General features: G+C 34.1%; 19 protein-coding genes. 12 read left to right on the top strand and 7 right to left on the bottom strand.

The window, feature by feature from the left end:
• Positions 1-2 precede the first annotated feature (2 nt).
• From BR44_RS11915 to BR44_RS07125, 3 genes are all read left to right on the top strand, one after another.
• Positions 3-131: a DUF488 domain-containing protein gene (locus BR44_RS11915; protein ID WP_245592940.1), complete on the top strand. Its 129-nt coding sequence runs from the start codon at positions 3-5 to the stop codon at positions 129-131.
• Positions 132-265: 134 nt separating this feature from the next.
• Positions 266-484: a hypothetical protein gene (locus BR44_RS11910; protein ID WP_245592939.1), complete on the top strand. Its 219-nt coding sequence runs from the start codon at positions 266-268 to the stop codon at positions 482-484.
• A 180-nt stretch (positions 485-664) separates the two neighbouring features.
• Positions 665-1,237 (top strand): NUDIX hydrolase, encoded by a 573-nt coding sequence (locus tag BR44_RS07125; protein WP_034551543.1) that lies wholly within the window; start codon positions 665-667, stop codon positions 1,235-1,237.
• Positions 1,238-1,291: 54 nt separating this feature from the next.
• Here BR44_RS07125 and uraA read toward each other — a convergent pair whose 3' ends face one another.
• Positions 1,292-2,554 carry a uracil permease gene (gene uraA, locus BR44_RS07120; RefSeq protein ID WP_034551541.1) on the bottom strand — a complete coding sequence of 421 codons (1,263 nt, stop codon included), beginning with the start codon at positions 2,552-2,554 and terminating at the stop codon, positions 1,292-1,294.
• 329 nt (positions 2,555-2,883) lie between these two features.
• Between uraA and BR44_RS07115 the strand changes: the two genes are divergently transcribed.
• A complete protein-coding gene (locus tag BR44_RS07115; protein ID WP_034551540.1) occupies positions 2,884-3,411 on the top strand; it encodes a YehS family protein in 528 nt (175 codons plus the stop codon).
• 74 nt (positions 3,412-3,485) lie between these two features.
• Here BR44_RS07115 and BR44_RS07110 read toward each other — a convergent pair whose 3' ends face one another.
• Together BR44_RS07110 and BR44_RS07105 are read right to left on the bottom strand one after the other, a co-directional pair.
• The gene (locus BR44_RS07110) at positions 3,486-4,445 is read right to left on the bottom strand and encodes an IS30 family transposase (RefSeq protein WP_034546336.1); all 960 of its coding nucleotides are present in this window, start codon (positions 4,443-4,445) and stop codon (positions 3,486-3,488) included.
• 202 nt (positions 4,446-4,647) lie between these two features.
• Positions 4,648-4,989: an OsmC family protein gene (locus tag BR44_RS07105; protein ID WP_342668068.1), complete on the bottom strand. Its 342-nt coding sequence runs from the start codon at positions 4,987-4,989 to the stop codon at positions 4,648-4,650.
• Between the two features lie 175 nt (positions 4,990-5,164).
• On the opposite strand from BR44_RS07105, the gene BR44_RS07100 reads away from it, so the two are divergent.
• From BR44_RS07100 to BR44_RS07090, 3 genes are all read left to right on the top strand, one after another.
• On the top strand, positions 5,165-5,722 hold the full coding sequence (locus tag BR44_RS07100) for an NADPH-dependent FMN reductase (RefSeq protein WP_034551539.1): 558 nt from the start codon (positions 5,165-5,167) through the stop codon (positions 5,720-5,722).
• A 711-nt stretch (positions 5,723-6,433) separates the two neighbouring features.
• Positions 6,434-7,951, top strand: coding sequence for a glycerol kinase GlpK (gene glpK, locus BR44_RS07095; protein ID WP_034551537.1), 1,518 nt, complete (start codon positions 6,434-6,436; stop codon positions 7,949-7,951).
• A 193-nt stretch (positions 7,952-8,144) separates the two neighbouring features.
• On the top strand, positions 8,145-8,870 hold the full coding sequence (locus BR44_RS07090) for an MIP/aquaporin family protein (RefSeq protein ID WP_034551536.1): 726 nt from the start codon (positions 8,145-8,147) through the stop codon (positions 8,868-8,870).
• 141 nt (positions 8,871-9,011) lie between these two features.
• Here BR44_RS07090 and dhaM read toward each other — a convergent pair whose 3' ends face one another.
• Genes dhaM through dhaK form a run of 3 tightly spaced genes read right to left on the bottom strand, consistent with a single transcriptional unit; the run spans position 9,012 to position 10,971 of the window.
• Complete coding sequence (gene dhaM, locus BR44_RS07085; RefSeq protein WP_034551534.1) at positions 9,012-9,386, bottom strand: dihydroxyacetone kinase phosphoryl donor subunit DhaM; 375 nt, start codon at positions 9,384-9,386, stop codon at positions 9,012-9,014.
• Entirely contained in the window at positions 9,379-9,966 is a 588-nt protein-coding gene (gene dhaL / locus BR44_RS07080) for a dihydroxyacetone kinase subunit DhaL (protein WP_034551531.1), read from the bottom strand. Before dhaL ends, dhaM begins: the two co-directional genes overlap by 8 nt.
• 15 nt (positions 9,967-9,981) lie before the next feature.
• Entirely contained in the window at positions 9,982-10,971 is a 990-nt protein-coding gene (dhaK, locus tag BR44_RS07075; protein ID WP_034551529.1) for a dihydroxyacetone kinase subunit DhaK, read from the bottom strand.
• A gap of 249 nt (positions 10,972-11,220) precedes the next feature.
• On the opposite strand from dhaK, the gene BR44_RS07070 reads away from it, so the two are divergent.
• The 3 genes from BR44_RS07070 (at position 11,221) to BR44_RS07060 (ending at position 13,276) form a co-directional block, all read left to right on the top strand.
• The gene (locus BR44_RS07070; RefSeq protein WP_051912592.1) at positions 11,221-12,255 is read left to right on the top strand and encodes a DUF7309 domain-containing protein; all 1,035 of its coding nucleotides are present in this window, start codon (positions 11,221-11,223) and stop codon (positions 12,253-12,255) included.
• A gap of 135 nt (positions 12,256-12,390) precedes the next feature.
• Positions 12,391-13,083, top strand: a complete 693-nt coding sequence (locus tag BR44_RS07065) for an NAD(P)H-dependent oxidoreductase (protein ID WP_034551527.1) — start codon at positions 12,391-12,393, stop codon at positions 13,081-13,083.
• Between the two features lie 10 nt (positions 13,084-13,093).
• Positions 13,094-13,276 carry a hypothetical protein gene (locus tag BR44_RS07060; protein WP_034551524.1) on the top strand — a complete coding sequence of 61 codons (183 nt, stop codon included), beginning with the start codon at positions 13,094-13,096 and terminating at the stop codon, positions 13,274-13,276.
• A gap of 71 nt (positions 13,277-13,347) precedes the next feature.
• Here the strand turns inward: BR44_RS07060 and BR44_RS07055 are convergent, their stop codons facing one another.
• Positions 13,348-14,253, bottom strand: a complete 906-nt coding sequence (locus BR44_RS07055; protein WP_034551522.1) for a Gfo/Idh/MocA family protein — start codon at positions 14,251-14,253, stop codon at positions 13,348-13,350.
• Positions 14,254-14,619: 366 nt separating this feature from the next.
• Here BR44_RS07055 and BR44_RS07050 point away from each other — a divergent pair, with 366 nt between their 5' ends.
• Positions 14,620-16,008, top strand: a complete 1,389-nt coding sequence (locus BR44_RS07050; protein ID WP_034553085.1) for an oxaloacetate decarboxylase subunit alpha — start codon at positions 14,620-14,622, stop codon at positions 16,006-16,008.
• A gap of 11 nt (positions 16,009-16,019) precedes the next feature.
• Entirely contained in the window at positions 16,020-16,304 is a 285-nt protein-coding gene (locus BR44_RS07045) for an OadG family protein (protein ID WP_034551520.1), read from the top strand.
• Positions 16,305-16,310 lie beyond the last annotated feature (6 nt).

The raw sequence follows: 16,310 nt of genomic DNA, 5'->3' as shown, positions 1-16,310 counted from the left end.
ACGTGCGTTCTTATCCTGGTAGTAACTATACGCCTCAATTTAATAAAGAAATTATAGGAAAATGGTTACCAGAAAACGGGATCAGTTACCATCATATGCCTGCATTGGGCGGGAGAAGAAAGAAAAACTAGGCAATAATCAATCAGTGGTAAACGGTTGGCGGAACACTTCTTTTCAAAATTAGGCCGCATACAGTCTGACAAAAGAATACTAAAAAGCAATCAAAGATCTAATTGCTTTAAGTAGTGAAAAACGAGTCTGCTATATGTGTTCTGAAAGTGTTCCTTGGAAGCGCCATCGTTTGATTATTTCAAATACCTTAACCCTGAAAAGTTTGACCATTCAACATATCATGACAGACAAGAAAATGATCTTACAAAACATAGGGATGCATGGGAAAAAAACTGTTGTAGAAGGGTCTACTCTCATTTATCCTAAGCAACTAGGAGAGAGCACTAAAAAAGATGAAGGCAATAGAAAATAAATAAGTTACTCATTTCTATCTAATCGAGATGGAGATAAAAACGGTTTGATTTAATATAGAAAATTAATTTTTTGAAAAATGACCTTTTCACAGTTTATTCTTTTGATATAATGGATATCAGACAATAACCTAAATTAGCGTTACAACTAACTAATAGATTTAGCCAAAGGAGAATCTTAGATGAATTTAAACGAACAAATTAGCCAATATAAGCCATATAACGATCAAGAGGCGCTAGATCAAAAAGAAATACTGCGTTACTTAACGACTTTTGATAATTTATTGACAAGAGAAAATAAAGGCGCTCACTTTACTTCGTCAGCATGGGTAGTGAATAAAGCTAGAACAAAAGTATTGATGGCATATCACAATATTTATCAATCTTGGTCATGGCTTGGTGGTCATGCAGATGGTGATGCAGATTTACTACATGTGGCTTTAAAAGAAACACAAGAAGAAACAGGTTTGAAGAATATTCATTCTATCTCTGATAATATCTACTCAATTGAGATTTTAAACGTTCCAACGCACTCAAAAAAAGATAAACCAATCGCTGAACATTTGCATTTAAATATCACTTATTTAATTGAAGCGGATGAAAATGAAGAGACCTCTATTAAACCCGATGAAAATAGTGGGGTAGAATGGATGAGCCTAGATAGTGCTATTAAGGCATGCAATGAGCCTACAATGAAAGTCATTTATCAGAAATTAAATGAAAAATTAAAAGAATACACAAAAACTAATAGTTAAAAATTAAAAAAAGAAGATTCCATGCAGGTATACATGGAATCTTCTTTTTTTTATCTATTCATTCATCCAACCTAATTTATCAAATAAGTAGAAAGCAACACTTAAAACAATACCGACTACACTTGCAAGAATCATTCCTTTTAATTCGATGCCAGCAAAATTAATGGTTAAGCCGCTTAAACCAGCAACAAAGACGATTGATGTTAAAATCAGGTTTCTTGATTGACTGTAATCAACTTTTGATTCAACTAACAAACGTAAACCGCTAGTTCCAATCATTCCGTAAAGTAAGAAGGTCACTCCACCAATGACATCTCCTGGGATGGTAGAGATTAAGGCTGCTAATGGCCCAATAAACGCCATAAATATAGAAAAGATAGCAGCGCCAGCAATAACGCGCACGCTATAAACGCGCGTAATAGCCATAACTCCAATGTTTTCACCATAAGTAGTAGTAGGTACACCACCAATTAAACCAGAGAGTGCAGAAGCTAGATAGTCGGCAAATAAAGAACGGTGTAAGCCGGGTTCTTTCATTAAGTCTCGACCAATAACATTAGACGTCACAACTTGGTGTCCAATGTGTTCAGAAGTTAAGACTAGAAGAACGGGTAGCATAGTTAAAATAGATTGGAGATCAAATTTTGCCCATTGAAAGTGAGGCATAGTGAATAAAGATGCTTCCAAAACAGGCGTGAAGTTAACCATGCCAAATGCGATAGCAGAAATATAACCGATTACAATCGATATTAAGATAGGAATGGTAGATAGAAAACCTTTAAATAATACAGAACCTAGGACGGCCACGCCTAAAGTGATGAAAAAAACAATGAAATTTTGAGTCGTCGCAGTATCTGTCATTAAGTTGGCACCAATTGAACCGCCATTAACCGTATTCCCTGCTAACTCTAGTCCAATTAAAGCCACAACAGCTCCCATAGCTGCTGGGGGAAGGACAATGTTAATCCATCCTGTACCAACACGATGAATGAAAAGTGCTAGAAGACAACCGATCAAGCTTAAGACAACAAATGCTCCTTGCGCATATTGAAATCCTTGATTGGCAATAATAATACTGGTCGGTCCGATAAATGCAAAGCTCGAACCTAGATAAGCGGGAGCTTTTGCTTTTGTAATAAAGATGAATAGCAATGTCGAAAGTCCATTCATCAGCAAAACAATACTTGGATCAATTCCAAAAATGATAGGAACTAAAACCGATGCTCCAAACATGGCAAATGTATGCTGTAAGCTCAAGGGAATAAGCAACTTTGCTGGGACCTTTTCATCAACTTGAATAATCTTCTTCTTTGACATCTATAATTCCTCCTAATTTTAGGCACAAAAAAATGCCTTTTGAATATATTATTCGCAAAAGGACCTAAGGTATCAAAGAATTGATTTGTTACCCTTTCTAATCTCTCTGGACTAGTTTAAAAGGACTTCGCTTCAGTTATTCTAGCAGTAATAAATAATAATTACAATAATGGAATAATTTTTTTACTGAAATAGCTCATTCAATATAGGGGGCGCTGTCTTTTCCTGACTGGCCAAGAGTACTATTTCATGGCATAATGCAATAAATAGACTAATCAATTAGGTTAGAAACAAACATCCTAATTCAAAAAGACTCGGAGGATATGAAAATGAATAATAATGATAGACTTGTACGCTTAAGATACGCGCTAGATATTAAAGATGCAGAGATGGTTGATATTTTCAAATTAGGTGATTTTGAGATTACTAAAGAAGACGTTCAAAAAATGTTAACAAAAGTTAAAACAAAACAAGAACAAGAAGAAGCTGAAGGATATTCAGTAAATGAATACATGAAAAAATGCAAAAATGCTGTATTAGAATCCTTTTTAAATGGGTTGATTGTCTTTAAAAGAGGAAAACAAGAATCCAAACCAGGAGAACTGATAAAAAAGGCAGAAGTCATGATAAAAAATGATCAGAGCGTTAATAATGTATTGCTTAAAAAATTAAAAATAGCTCTGTCTTTGACTAGCGATGATATATTGGAAATTTTAGACGAAACAGGCGTTCATTTATCAAAAAGTGAATTGAGCGCCGTTCTAAGAAGAGAAGGACAACGCAACTACAAAGAATGTGGAGATCGGTACGCCAGAAATTTCCTGAAAGGATTAGCAAACCGTTATCGGAATGACTAAAAAGAACGATAAAAAATGTGTGCTTTTCTCTGAATTTAAAGAGAAAAATACACATTTTTTTAATTTCTGATTTGTCAAATTAAGCTATACAAAATATCTTCATCCATGTAACTCATAAAAACTTCCAGCGGTGTTTGGTAATTTAATGACTTTCTTGGAATTATATTCCGTTTGTGTGCAACAGACGATACGAAAGCCTGATCAACTTCGTTGAAATCCATTTCTTTTGGCAATCCATCTTTTCGAAGAAGCCCATTAGAATTCTCGTTTAAAGCTCGTTGTGAAGGCGTTCCAGGGTCAGCGAAGTAGATAGCGACATCATGCTGGTTGCACAAAGATTTCCAGTTGGAGAACTCCTTACCGCAATCAAAAGTAATTGATTTGAATAATTTTTTTGGTATGGATTGGAACCATTGATTCATAGCACTCTCAATGTCGCAGGCTTTACGCCCTTTGGGCTTTAAGGTAATGATAGCTTTCGATAAAATCTCTACTAGAGTAATGACCGCACTTTTGTGGCGGACACCTACAATGGTATCTCCTTCGATATGACCAAATTCTTCTTTAAATGTTGGATAATCTATTATTCTTTCAGAGATATTTCGTTTATAAGCTTGTCTACCTCTACGTTCTTGATGTCCGTTAGGCTTTCTTTTCCCTTTCATTGGAAGGGTAGCTTCATCGAATGTTTTTTCTTTAAATTGTCTATAAAGTGTTCGTACGGAACAGTCTATTGTCATTTCTTTACGGCCAATAATGACATCAGGCGTCCAGCCTTCAGCTACTTTTTCCTTGATATAAAGATGTTGTTCTTCTGGTAAAACAACTTTTTCGCGTCCACACTGCTTCTTGTTTTTCTTATACCGTAGGTAATACTCGAAAGCTGTATGTCCTGCTCTGAAGAACCTGATAACATTATTAATCGGTGTTCGAGTACGATTCAAGTAAGCAGCTATTTTAGCAACTGGAATACCTTGATGGTAATAAGCTTCTATCATCACTAGTTCATCCATGGTAATATGGGTATAGGTCATTTGTGATCACTCCTTGTTTTCTATGGTTGGAAATACAATTAGAGTGTATCACGAATGGCTTTTTTATTTGTATAGCTTAATCTTACAATCCACGATTTGAAAGTTAAATTTTATGAATTTCCGTTTTAGTAGCAGGAGCATTTTTAATGGTATCAGCTACTGGACAGTTACGGTTAATGAAAGCTACAAAATCTGAAATTTCTTAATCAGTATTATCAGCTTCGATATAAAATTTAGACACGATTGTAGAGAAACCTATTTTAGCATCTTTATTTTTACCCATGAAACCATCGGGATCCAATTCGCCTTCTAATTCTAAACGAACATCTTTCAGATTTATGCCATGCATTTTAGCGAAAGAGCGAGCTACAATGACTTTACATCCTCCAAGAGAGGATAGTAGGGCTTCAACTGGGTTCATTCCTTCATTTGATCCACCTAAGCTTTTTGGCTCATCTAGGATAAATTCAAAATTCCTTGATGTGCATGAAACTTTCATCCCACCAATTGATTTAGCTACTGCATGAAATGTTTGGTTTGCCATAAAAATAACCTACTATTAATTTATGATTCTATTGTATCATGATAGCGTTATTTTTTCTTGTTTATTCACGAGGAAAACAGAAGAAATTATCGTTAAAGTAGTATTATTTGCAAATAAAATAAAATAACATTATGCTTAATTTCAATAGAGTTTAAAAATAAAGGAGACTGAGATGATGACAAAGAACATTGGTATTTTAGTAGGAAGTTTACGTGTTGAGTCTTATACAAAAAAAGTCGCTAAAACGATTGCAACATTATTCCCTGATGACTATAACATATCGTTTATCGAAATTGGTGACTTAGCTATTTATAATCAAGATTTTGACGACAAAAATACTATTCCAGATTCGTGGGAAACTTTTCGTGATACGATGAAATCAATTGATGCTGTGTTATTTGCTACCCCTGAATACAATCGTTCTGTTCCAAGTGTTCTTAAAAACGCAATCGATGTTGGATCACGACCATATGGTGCTAGTATTTGGGATACTAAACCAGCAGCCATTGTTAGTGTTTCGCCAGGTGCAATTAGCGGTTTTGGAGCAAACCACCACTTACGTCAGTCATTAGTTTTTTTGAACATGCCAACAGTTCAACAGCCAGAAGCTTATATCGGAAATGTTTTGAGTATTTTAGAAGAAGATGGTTCAATTACGAAAAAAGAAACATTAGACTTCTTTCAGACCATCGTCAACGCGTTTATAGATTTGATTGAAAAAAATAGTAAATAAAAAAAGAAGGATGTATCTTAACGCAAGACTTAATGAGAAAACTTAAAAAAAAGAAGTTGCTAATTTATCAGCTTTTTTTAAATAATTGGATAAAAATAAAAGGAAAAAATTAATTTTGAGAAACTTTGACCTGAAGCACTCATAGCCTTTTTATCATTATTAAAGTAAACAGGTTTTTAGCATGCACACTCATAAAATAGTTGTTTAACCTCTTCTTCGCCTTTGTTATAACACTGATTTGATATTAGTTAGCTTATCGTATTGTATTCACAAAAATAGACAAGGTTAAAAAAATTTCCCGCTTCTAACTGGTTCATTTAAAAAAGTGCAGTACCTAAATGGTTTAGCAACTAGTGAAAATGTGAAAATAAGATTCATACTGGTATCAAACTGAGCCATGTATTACAAAGAGAAGTGTATATAAGTTCAATAAAGCTATTCTTTTTGTGCAGCCATAGGGTGTGGGAAAATAAAAAGGAAAGGAGTGTCAAAATAGACTTTTAGTAGGTTTCTAGACAAACTATGGATGAGTCAAATTTTGATTTGTTCTCGAACTTTTCAAGATACAATACAGATTTTAAAATAATGCCCATTTTTTTAAAAAATAGGTTAAAAATTTAAATGCATTTCCCTTTACATCAAAGAAAATTAACATTAAAGTATAAAAGCGAACGGAATTGAAAGCGCTTTAAAAATTAGGAGGTTTGAGTAATGGAAAAGAACTATATTATGTCTGTTGATCAAGGAACAACCAGTACACGAGCTATCATTTTCGATAAGAAAGGACAACCATTATGGTCAGCTCAAAAAGAGTTTGAACAAATTTTTCCTGAACCAGGTTGGGTAGAACACAATGCCAATGATATTTGGTTATCTGTACTTTCAGTTATTGCTGAAGTTTTAATTCAATCAGGAATAAAGCCTCAAGAAGTAGATAGCTTAGGAATCACAAATCAGCGCGAAACAACAGTTATTTGGGATAAAGAAACAGGTAAACCAATTTACAACGCTATTGTGTGGCAATCTAAGCAAACTTCTGAAATTGCTGATCAATTAATTGAAGATGGACACAAAGATTCTATTCAAGAGAAAACAGGTTTAATCATAGATTCTTATTTTTCAGCAACAAAAGTTAAATGGATTTTAGACCACGTTGAAGGTTCGAGAGCGCGCGCAAAGAATGGGGAATTATTATTCGGGACAATTGATACTTGGCTTGTTTGGAATCTAACAGGGGGAGTAAAACACATAACAGATTATACAAATGCTAGTCGTACGATGATGTTCAATATTTATGATTTAAAATGGGATGAAGAAATATTGGCATTATTGGATATTCCAAAAGAAATGCTTCCTGAAGTTAGATCATCTTCAGAAATATATGGACATACAGTAGCTTATCATTTCTATGGTGCTGAGGTTCCTATTGCAGGTATCGCTGGTGATCAACAAGCAGCTTTATTTGGTCAAACAGGATATGAAAAAGGAATGGTTAAAAATACTTACGGTACGGGTGCTTTTATTATTATGAACACTGGAAAGAAACCAATAAAATCTGAAAATGGACTGTTAACTACTATTGGTTATGGTATTAACGGAGAGATTACCTATGCTCTGGAAGGAAGTATTTTCGTTGCGGGTTCAGCTATTCAATGGTTGCGTGATGGACTTAGGTTTTTTAGAGAATCACCTGAATCTGAAAAATACGCTAAACGTGTCGACTCATCTGGTAATGTTTACATGGTACCAGCATTTGTTGGGCTTGGTGCTCCTTATTGGGATCAAGATGCTCGTGGTGCATTCTTTGGGATTACACGAGGGACAACAAAAGAGCATATGATTAGAGCGACGTTAGAATCATTAGCCTACCAAACCCGTGATGTTATCGAAACGATGAACAAAGACTCTGGCATTGAAACAAAGACTATGCGAGTAGATGGTGGAGCAGCTATGAATGACTTTTTAATGCAATTCCAAGCAGATATTCTGGGCACAACAATAGAACGCTCGAAAGTAAATGAAACGACTGCTTTGGGTGCGGCTTACCTATCTGGTTTAGCTACTGGATTTTGGAAAGACCAAGAAGAAATTAAGAAATATTGGGAGAGTAACGGTGTATTTGAACCAGAAATGAAAGAAGACTTACGTGAAAACCTGTATGATGGCTGGAAAGATGCCGTTGCAGCTACTAGAGTTTTTAAACACAAACCACTAAAAGAATCCAATTAATTGAGTGATGCATTTAAAATCAAGTGAAAAATAAAGAGACTGTTATTTTCAGTAAAACCAGTGTGGTGAATAGAGGAAATTTAAAGATGACCAAATAAATTTGCTAATTATTGAAGAGAGAATGACTGAATCCGGCACTACGATTTTAGCATCAGATGACTTAAAAATAGTGAAAAAAGGGGTTGGGAATTAAATGGACACATCAGTATGGTCGCAAATGCTCGGAGAATTTATTGGGACATTGGTTTTAGTTTTAATGGGTGATGGTGTCGTAGCTGCTAATTTACTACGCAAATCAAAGAGTGAAGATAGTGGATGGATAACGATTGCTCTGGGTTGGGGAGCTGCAGTAACTTTGGGTATTTATGCATCGAGTTTTTTAAGTTTAGCTCATCTAAATCCTGCAGTATCAGTGGCGATGGCAGTAGCAGGAAAATTTAGTTGGTCATTAGTGTTACCTTATAGTGTTGCTCAAATCGCTGGAGGAATTGTTGGAGCTACATTGGTTTGGTTAAATTATTACCCTCACTTTGAAGAAACAAAAGATTCAGCTAAAATTTTAGGGATTTTTTCAACAGGACCGGCTATTAGAAATTCTGTTTGGAATATTTTTAGTGAAGCTTTAGGAACGGCTGTTTTGGTTTTTTCATTATTGGCTTTTACAAGAGGAGATTTCACAGACGGATTAGATCCTATTGTTGTAGGGTTATTGATTGTTTCTATTGGATTATCACTAGGTGGTTCTACAGGATATGCGATTAATCCTGCACGTGATTTAGGACCAAGAATAGCTCATCAATTACTACCAATTAAAAATAAAGGGACATCTGATTGGCAGTATTCATGGGTTCCTATTGTTGGACCGATTATTGGAGGAGTTATTGCAGCACTATTGTATCTTTTAATTCCATTAAGCTAAATGGACAAAAGGTCTCATTATAAAAACCCTCTAATCGTCAGATTAGAGGGTTTTTTAATCAAGTAATTCGAAATCAGCTTGTTTGTGATTAAAATTTTTCATAAAAAAAGTAAATTTAAAAATAGATTAAACAAATGACCATCATTTTATTTTTAAGGGCATAAGTTGGTCTTCAATGGCTTCAATGGAAGCTTCTGCTTGTAATAAGGCAGCTGCAGTATAAGCTCCCTCTACAAAAGCTATATCGTAAAATGTAACCTTTTTGTCAGACATTTCAATGGCTAATTCTAAATTCATTTTCGCGCTCCCTAAATCATAAAAAGCTAAAATTTTATCTTCTTCAAATGATTCTAAGGTTTCTTGGATTTTATCAAAGCTAGTTCCAACAGTTCCTTCTGAAGTTCCACCAGCTGTTTTTATCGTAACTTTTCCTGCAACTTCATTTAATAATGTTGCAACGCCATTTGCCAGTCCTTCTACGTGTGAAATTAATAAAATTCCATATTCTTTACTCACTATAAACACCTGCCTCAATCATGGTTTTGAATAGATAACTACTAGACATAGCACCTGGATCAATATGACCTATTGAACGATCTCCCAAGTAAGATGCACGTCCTTTAGTAGCTTTCATATCTTTTGTTTTTTCGACACTTTCTTCAATTAATTCTATAGATAATTTTTTTTCTTTGACAGCTTCAACAACAGGAAGCCATTCATCTACCATTGTTTTTTCACCGGCTGTTGCTTTTCCTCTTTTTTGAATACCATCCAATCCTGCTTCTAAGAGAGCTGTTAAATCTAAGCTTTCTTGACTAGCTTTCGCCATACTGATGAAAGCAGATCCATATAATGGTCCAGAAGCTCCGCCGACTTTACTGACTAAAGTCATTCCAATTAATTTCAATAAAGAGGGTACATCTTCTGGAACTTTAGAGTCCAATACCTCATTCAAAGCTGTTGCTCCACGAGCCATATTATTGCCATGATCTCCATCACCAATGACCGTATCTAATTCACTTAAATAGTTTTTATTTTCAATTAATTGAGCTGTAAAAAGAGACAGCCATTTTTTTGTATTTTCTACAGATACCATTTTATCCATCCTTTCTCACCAAGAAATAGTTTTTACAGGAGCATTTAGATAGTCAAGCCATTTATCATCCTCTAACTTGACTAAGGTTAATGAGAGGCCTTGCATGTCAATTGAGGTCATATAGTCGCCTACTTTTTTAAAGGCCAACACGATACCTTCTTTAGTCAATAAAACTTTTACATCATTCATAAAGATAAATTGTTCCATTAAAGGTGTTCCACCCATACCATTAACTAATACAGCGTATTTTTCTCCTTTTTTCCATTGTAGCTCGTCTTTTAATTTTTCAACAATTTCTTTTGCCAACTCTTTAGAAGGTTTAATTTTTTCTCTACGGTAACCGGGCTCGCCATGAATGCCAACACCAAATTCAATTTCATCTTCAGCTAATTCAAATCCAGGCTTACCAACTTCTGGAACGGTAGCAGCACGTAAAGCAACACCAAGAGATTTAATATTTGGAATTAATTGATCAGCTAGGACTTTAATCTCTTTTAAAGAGAACCCTTCATCTGCTGCAGCACCTAATATTTTATGAACAAAAACAGTTCCTGCAATTCCTCTTTTTCCAGCTGTATAGGTACTATCTTTAACAGCGATATCATCATCTACAACCACAAATTCAACGTCTATGTCTTCCATTTCAGCCAAATCTTTTGCCATATCAAAATTCATAATGTCTCCAGAATAATTTTTAATGATAAGAAAAACACCCTTACCTTCATCACTAGCCTTGATTCCTTCTAAGATCTGGTCTGGAGTAGGAGACGTGAAAACTTCTCCACAGACAGCAGCAGAAAGCATACCTTGTCCAACAAAACCAGCATGTGAAGGTTCATGACCACTGCCACCACCACTAATTAATGCTACTTTCTTGTTATGAGCAGTTTTTCGATGAATAACATTCGTTTCAGGTAAACGCTCTACTAAATCATCATAAGTAAATGCAATACCGGCGAGCATCTCATCTAAGATAGATGAGGGATTATTAATAATTTTTTTCATTAAAAATTCCTCCTAATAGTTTATTCATGCACGTTTCCTCTTTATTGTAACCGTTTTTCCAAGCAACGACAAATACAACGATTAGAAGATGAGAGATTGCCGCTTAATGTTACGGTAATAAGTTGATAAAAACGTTGGTATATTTTTATAGTAGCTTTATTTTAGAAAAAAGAAAATCAACTTGTAACCGATTTAATTTGGTATAATAGAATATAATAAATCGTTTGTTTATTTGAGAGGAGTCAGAATATGATGGATCAGCAAAAACGTTTGTTTCAGCTTGCTAAACAGCTATATGAAGAAAAATTTTGGGACGAGTATTTGAAAAGTGATTTGATTGCTATTCAATTAGGTAATCGTAAAGAACCGATAATCATTTCTGTATTAGGTGAAAATGAACAAAATTATGGTTTTTTATTTTATCGAAACGTAGAAGATTTAGCTACTTTTTTTGAGACGAATATAGGGGAAAAGTTACAGAAATTTCGTCCTATGCTGGACATAATCCCATTTCAAAACTGCCTCTCTTTAGAATTTGAAAATAAAAAAGCTATTAGTAAAGAAGAACATCAGCTTATTGAAATGAGCGGGGTAACATTTCGCGGAAAAAAATCATATCCAATCTTTGTAGACTATTATCCAGGTTATTATCCTTCAATTATAGACAAATTAGAAATACCATTGCTAATTGAAGTAATGGAAAAATTAATAGAAACAGCGAAGGATTTTGAAGAGAAGTTGACATTTTATAAAGAAAAAAAGACTGAGTCAGAAATTTTAATTCGGACGTATCAAAAAAATGGAGAATACATAGACGGTTTATTGTCTTTACCTGAAAGAATTGTAATTGGAAAGCCCCTGTTAAAGGAAACTACGCCAATTTTATTGACAAAGTTCGAAATGAGACGAGTTGAGAATCAAAAATTCGGTTCAGCTATATGGGAGATCGATATAGACTTTGTGAATTCGCCTATAGCTCCACCAGATGGAGAGAGACCCTACTTTCCACTAGTTTTATTAATAGTAGATAGTGAAAGTAATGAGATTATATGTAGTGAGTTCGTAAAGCCAGGTGACAGTGAAGCTATCCAGCGCGTGTTCATGCAACTAGTTTTGTCAGGAAATAAAAAACCACCAAAAATTGTCGTGGACATAAATCAATACAATCTAGTTGCTAGATACTTAAAAGAGCTATTGGTTTGTTTGGAAATAGAATTAGTGCCTATCCGGAAATTGCCAATGATTTCTGTCTTTAAAAAAAATATGTTGGAATACTTAAGATAGTAGATAAATGAGAGAGAAACAAAGATAGAGACCATTTCCTTTCTTTTCTTATTCCGTTTATTTATAATAGAGAGTGGGTTATTTCTAGTATAAGTACTAATTGAAGAAATAGAGCGTGAAAAGGAGAATAAATAAGTGAAAACATTAATTATTATTTCTCATCCTGAAATTAAAGAATCAAGTAGCCAACAATATTTACTTCATTCAATTCCTGATGATCAAGATGTAACGATTCATCATTTAGAGGGAATCTATTCGAATACCCCTATTGATGTTGCTAATGAACAAAAATTATTAGCTGCACATGATCGAATTATTTTTCAATTTCCACTTTACTGGTATAGTTCGCCAGCATTGCTTAAACAATGGCAAGATGAAGTATTAACAGATGATTTTGCATACGGTAAAAAAGGCAATCAACTACAAAACAAAGAATTTGCACTCGTTTTATTAATAGGGGCTGCAAAAACAGATTACCAAGCTGGTGGAAAAGAATTATACAGTATAGACGAATTGACAAAACCTTTTCAAGCAATGGCTCATAAAACCGGGATGAAGTTTCTTAAAATATTTGCTGTTCATCAGTTTGTTTATATGACTGAAGAAGAAAAGATGACTCTACTGATTGACTATCAACTATTTTTGACACATGGTACTGAACTAAGTTTATTTTCCCGCGAAAAATGGCTATTAAATCAACTAGAAAAAACGAATGTAACTTCTTTAGGGATAGAAAACGAAGAAAAATTACAATATGTAATTGAAATGATAGAAGAGAATAGAGAAACAATCGATGATTTAAAACTTTTAATAGATGATATGAATTAGGAGGTTAATCATGGATAAAGAAGAATGGCTATTATTAGAATTAAATACATTATTTTCTAGTAGCCAAGAATATAAGCAAAAAGCTTTACTTAAAGCAACGATAGAGTTAGTAAAAGAACAGTTTAAGCGAATAAATCAAATGGAAGGTGAGTTAGATGGACGGTTATGGAGTCCAAGAGATTGGAATGACTAAGTAATTAAAATAAAAGTCCTAAAAAAGGTCTATTTTTTAGGGCTTTTATCATTCAACAATAAAGAGATATCTTAATGTCTTGTAACTCTCTCATAGATTTCTTCGCAAATCTCGTGGGTAATAAGAGAATCAGAAATAGATGGATTAGGTTGTTTATTCAAATCCACACATTCAATAAAATGGTCTATAATTTGATAAAATCCTCGTTTTACCAAAGTTGGTTCCCAACCATTGAAATCGATGAACGTTTTAGTATCATTTGAAAACTGAGTCGTTTTAACAAGATCGTTAATAACTAACTTGTTTCCAGCAGTCATGTATTCGATAACCTCTTCTGTTATGCCGTTATTTCGATTCATAATACCAATAGCTGTGCATTCTTTTCCAATTAATTGAATAATGACGTTATAAAGTAAGCCGTCTTTTTCTAGGTATTGGACGTTTAGATCAACTACTTCTGTATCCATTAGGAAACGCAATGTATCCACGACATGAATAAAGTCTTGTACAATAAAGTCTCTTTTATCACCAGGAAGAATATACCTGTTTTTTTGTATTACAACCATATCAGCTTTTCCTTCATTTTTTAAAGCCGCAACCATCGGAGCAAATCTCCTATTGAACCCAACCATCGCAATCAATTCTTTTTCTATGGCTAATTGAACGATTTGTTTTGTTTCTTTCAAATTCATTGCAATGGGTTTATCGATATAAACAGGTATACCATTCTCTAATAATTTTTTAGTTAGTTCAAAATGAGTAGCAGAAGGAGTGCAAATTAAAACAGCATCAATCTTTAGATCAATTAGTTCCTCAACTGTTTGTACATATTCTGAAAGACGATATTTTTTTGCAAGTCGCTCTAATTTCTCCTGATTGCGTGTACAAAGGACAAGTTCAATTCCTTCTTTTTCACTAAGAACAGGTAAATAAGCCTTTTGAGCAATATCTCCTAACCCAATAATTCCGATTCTCATTTATTTTTTCCTCCATTAAAACTTATTTTGTAATAAAAATAAAATTAGTTAAGGCGCGTAGTATTTGTGTAGAGATTAAAGTGTACTTTAATAAGAGTCCAAATTCAATTTTAAAGAAATAAATGAATTGAGTAGGATGATAGGTATGATTATCCTATCTTATGTTAAAATAAATACAAAAGTATTTCCAAGTGGTGTAAGCGTTCTATGCATGTGGTTAAAAATAGCCTGTCTGATATAAAAATGAGCAGAAAGGTGGGCTGGGGAGCAAGGTTATTATATGGATATTGCCTATTTTCATTCTAGACCAGTGAATTTTAAGACATAAGTAACTGTCTAAGATAGGATGTGAAGAAGTTGAATAAGATAAAAGAAGTTAAGTTTACAGAAACGGTTTTAAGAGATGCTCATCAGAGTCTGATGGCTACACGTATGAGAACAGAGGAAATGTTGCCTATTTTAGAAAAAATGGATGCTGTAGGTTACCACGCTGTTGAATGTTGGGGAGGGGCAACATTTGATGCATCGATACGTTTTTTAAATGAAGACCCTTGGGAACGTTTGAGAGAAATCAAGAAAAGAATGACACATACACCGCTGCAGATGCTATTGCGTGGTCAAAATCTTTTGGGTTATCGTCATTATGCAGATGATATTGTAGATAAGTTTATTGAGAAGACAATTGAGAATGGGATAGATATTATCCGAGTTTTTGATGCTTTAAATGATAGTAGAAATATGGAAGCGTGCGTAAAATCTATCAAAAAATATGGAGGACATGTGCAGTTAACAATTTGCTATACGATTAGTCCAGTTCATACAATTAATTATTATAAAGAACTAACTAAAAGGTTGGACGAATTAGGAGCAGATTCGGTTTGCATTAAAGATATGGCCGGTATTTTGACACCTTATGTGGTGAAAGAATTGATTCCAGCTCTTAAAGAGGTAACTTCTTTGCCTATAGAAGTGCATACACACGCAACAAGTGGTATATCAGAAATGACTTACTTAACAGCTGTTCAAGTAGGAGCAGATATTATTGATACCGCAATTTCCCCTTTTTCAGGAGGAACCAGTCAGCCAGCCACGGAATCTTTAAGTATTGTTTTAACAGAATTAGGTTACGATACCCATTTAAAAAAAGAAATCTTAGAAGAAATTGCCGATTATTTTAAACCAATCAAAGACCATTATTTAAAAGAAATGATTTTAGATCCTAAGATGATGACAGTTGATCCAAAGGCTTTAATTTATCAAGTCCCAGGCGGTATGTTATCTAATCTTTACTCACAATTAAAACAAGCAAAAGCACAAGAGCGGTATGAAGAAGTTTTGCGTGAAGTACCAAAAGTGCGAGAAGACCTAGGTTTCCCTCCGCTTGTGACACCAATGAGCCAAATGATTGGGACACAGGCGGTGTTTAACGTCTTATCTGGCGAACGTTATAAAATGATTCCAAATGAGATTAAAGATTATGTTCGTGGCCTGTATGGTACTCCACCAGCGCCTATTAGTGAATCAATGAAACAAAAAATAATTGGCGACGAAAAAGTCATTACAGGAAGGCCAGCAGATTTATTGGAACCTGAGTTTGAAAAGCAAAAAAATGAAATAAGCCATATCGCTAAGACGGATGAGGATGTTTTAATTTATGCGATGTTTCCTCAATTAGGCGAAAAATTTTTAAAGGACAAGTATCAACCTAAACAATTACCAACCAAGGAAGTTATTAAAATTAACGCTATCATGTAAGGAGGGCTAAGATGACTAGTATTAGTTTATTAGAAGGCATCAATATATCCATTACATCTATTGTGATGGTCTTTCTCGTACTTTTTGGACTGCAGCTGATTTTAATTTCATTTAAATATATTTTTAAGGAAGAAAACTCTATAAATAAAGAAAAAGTCGTTCTTCCAATAAAAAAAGATCCTTTAGAAGAAGATGAAGAAACAAAAACAGTAGCAGCTTTGACAGCTTTAGTTTTAGCAAATGAAGATCAGCAAGATAAATATTATCAAGTAACCTCCATAAAACGAATAAGATAAAGGAGC

Origin of the sequence: Carnobacterium funditum DSM 5970, assembly GCF_000744185.1 — a bacterium.
GTDB lineage: Bacteria > Bacillota > Bacilli > Lactobacillales > Carnobacteriaceae > Carnobacterium_A > Carnobacterium_A funditum.
This window is presented reverse-complemented; position numbering and strand designations above follow the sequence as displayed.

Excerpts from the sequence above, each read along its gene's own strand:
- BR44_RS11910 (WP_245592939.1), top strand. The coding sequence starts at position 266 with ATGTGTTCTGAAAGTGTTCCTTGGAAGCGCCATCGTTTGATTATTTCA.
- BR44_RS07125 (WP_034551543.1), top strand. The coding sequence starts at position 665 with ATGAATTTAAACGAACAAATTAGCCAATATAAGCCATATAACGATCAA.
- uraA (WP_034551541.1), bottom strand. The coding sequence starts at position 2,554 with ATGTCAAAGAAGAAGATTATTCAAGTTGATGAAAAGGTCCCAGCAAAG.
- BR44_RS07115 (WP_034551540.1), top strand. The coding sequence starts at position 2,884 with ATGAATAATAATGATAGACTTGTACGCTTAAGATACGCGCTAGATATT.
- BR44_RS07110 (WP_034546336.1), bottom strand. The coding sequence starts at position 4,445 with ATGACCTATACCCATATTACCATGGATGAACTAGTGATGATAGAAGCT.
- BR44_RS07105 (WP_342668068.1), bottom strand. The coding sequence starts at position 4,989 with ATGGCAAACCAAACATTTCATGCAGTAGCTAAATCAATTGGTGGGATG.
- BR44_RS07100 (WP_034551539.1), top strand. The coding sequence starts at position 5,165 with ATGACAAAGAACATTGGTATTTTAGTAGGAAGTTTACGTGTTGAGTCT.
- glpK (WP_034551537.1), top strand. The coding sequence starts at position 6,434 with ATGGAAAAGAACTATATTATGTCTGTTGATCAAGGAACAACCAGTACA.
- BR44_RS07090 (WP_034551536.1), top strand. The coding sequence starts at position 8,145 with ATGGACACATCAGTATGGTCGCAAATGCTCGGAGAATTTATTGGGACA.
- dhaL (WP_034551531.1), bottom strand. The coding sequence starts at position 9,966 with ATGGTATCTGTAGAAAATACAAAAAAATGGCTGTCTCTTTTTACAGCT.
- dhaK (WP_034551529.1), bottom strand. The coding sequence starts at position 10,971 with ATGAAAAAAATTATTAATAATCCCTCATCTATCTTAGATGAGATGCTC.
- BR44_RS07070 (WP_051912592.1), top strand. The coding sequence starts at position 11,221 with ATGATGGATCAGCAAAAACGTTTGTTTCAGCTTGCTAAACAGCTATAT.
- BR44_RS07060 (WP_034551524.1), top strand. The coding sequence starts at position 13,094 with ATGGATAAAGAAGAATGGCTATTATTAGAATTAAATACATTATTTTCT.
- BR44_RS07055 (WP_034551522.1), bottom strand. The coding sequence starts at position 14,253 with ATGAGAATCGGAATTATTGGGTTAGGAGATATTGCTCAAAAGGCTTAT.
- BR44_RS07045 (WP_034551520.1), top strand. The coding sequence starts at position 16,020 with ATGACTAGTATTAGTTTATTAGAAGGCATCAATATATCCATTACATCT.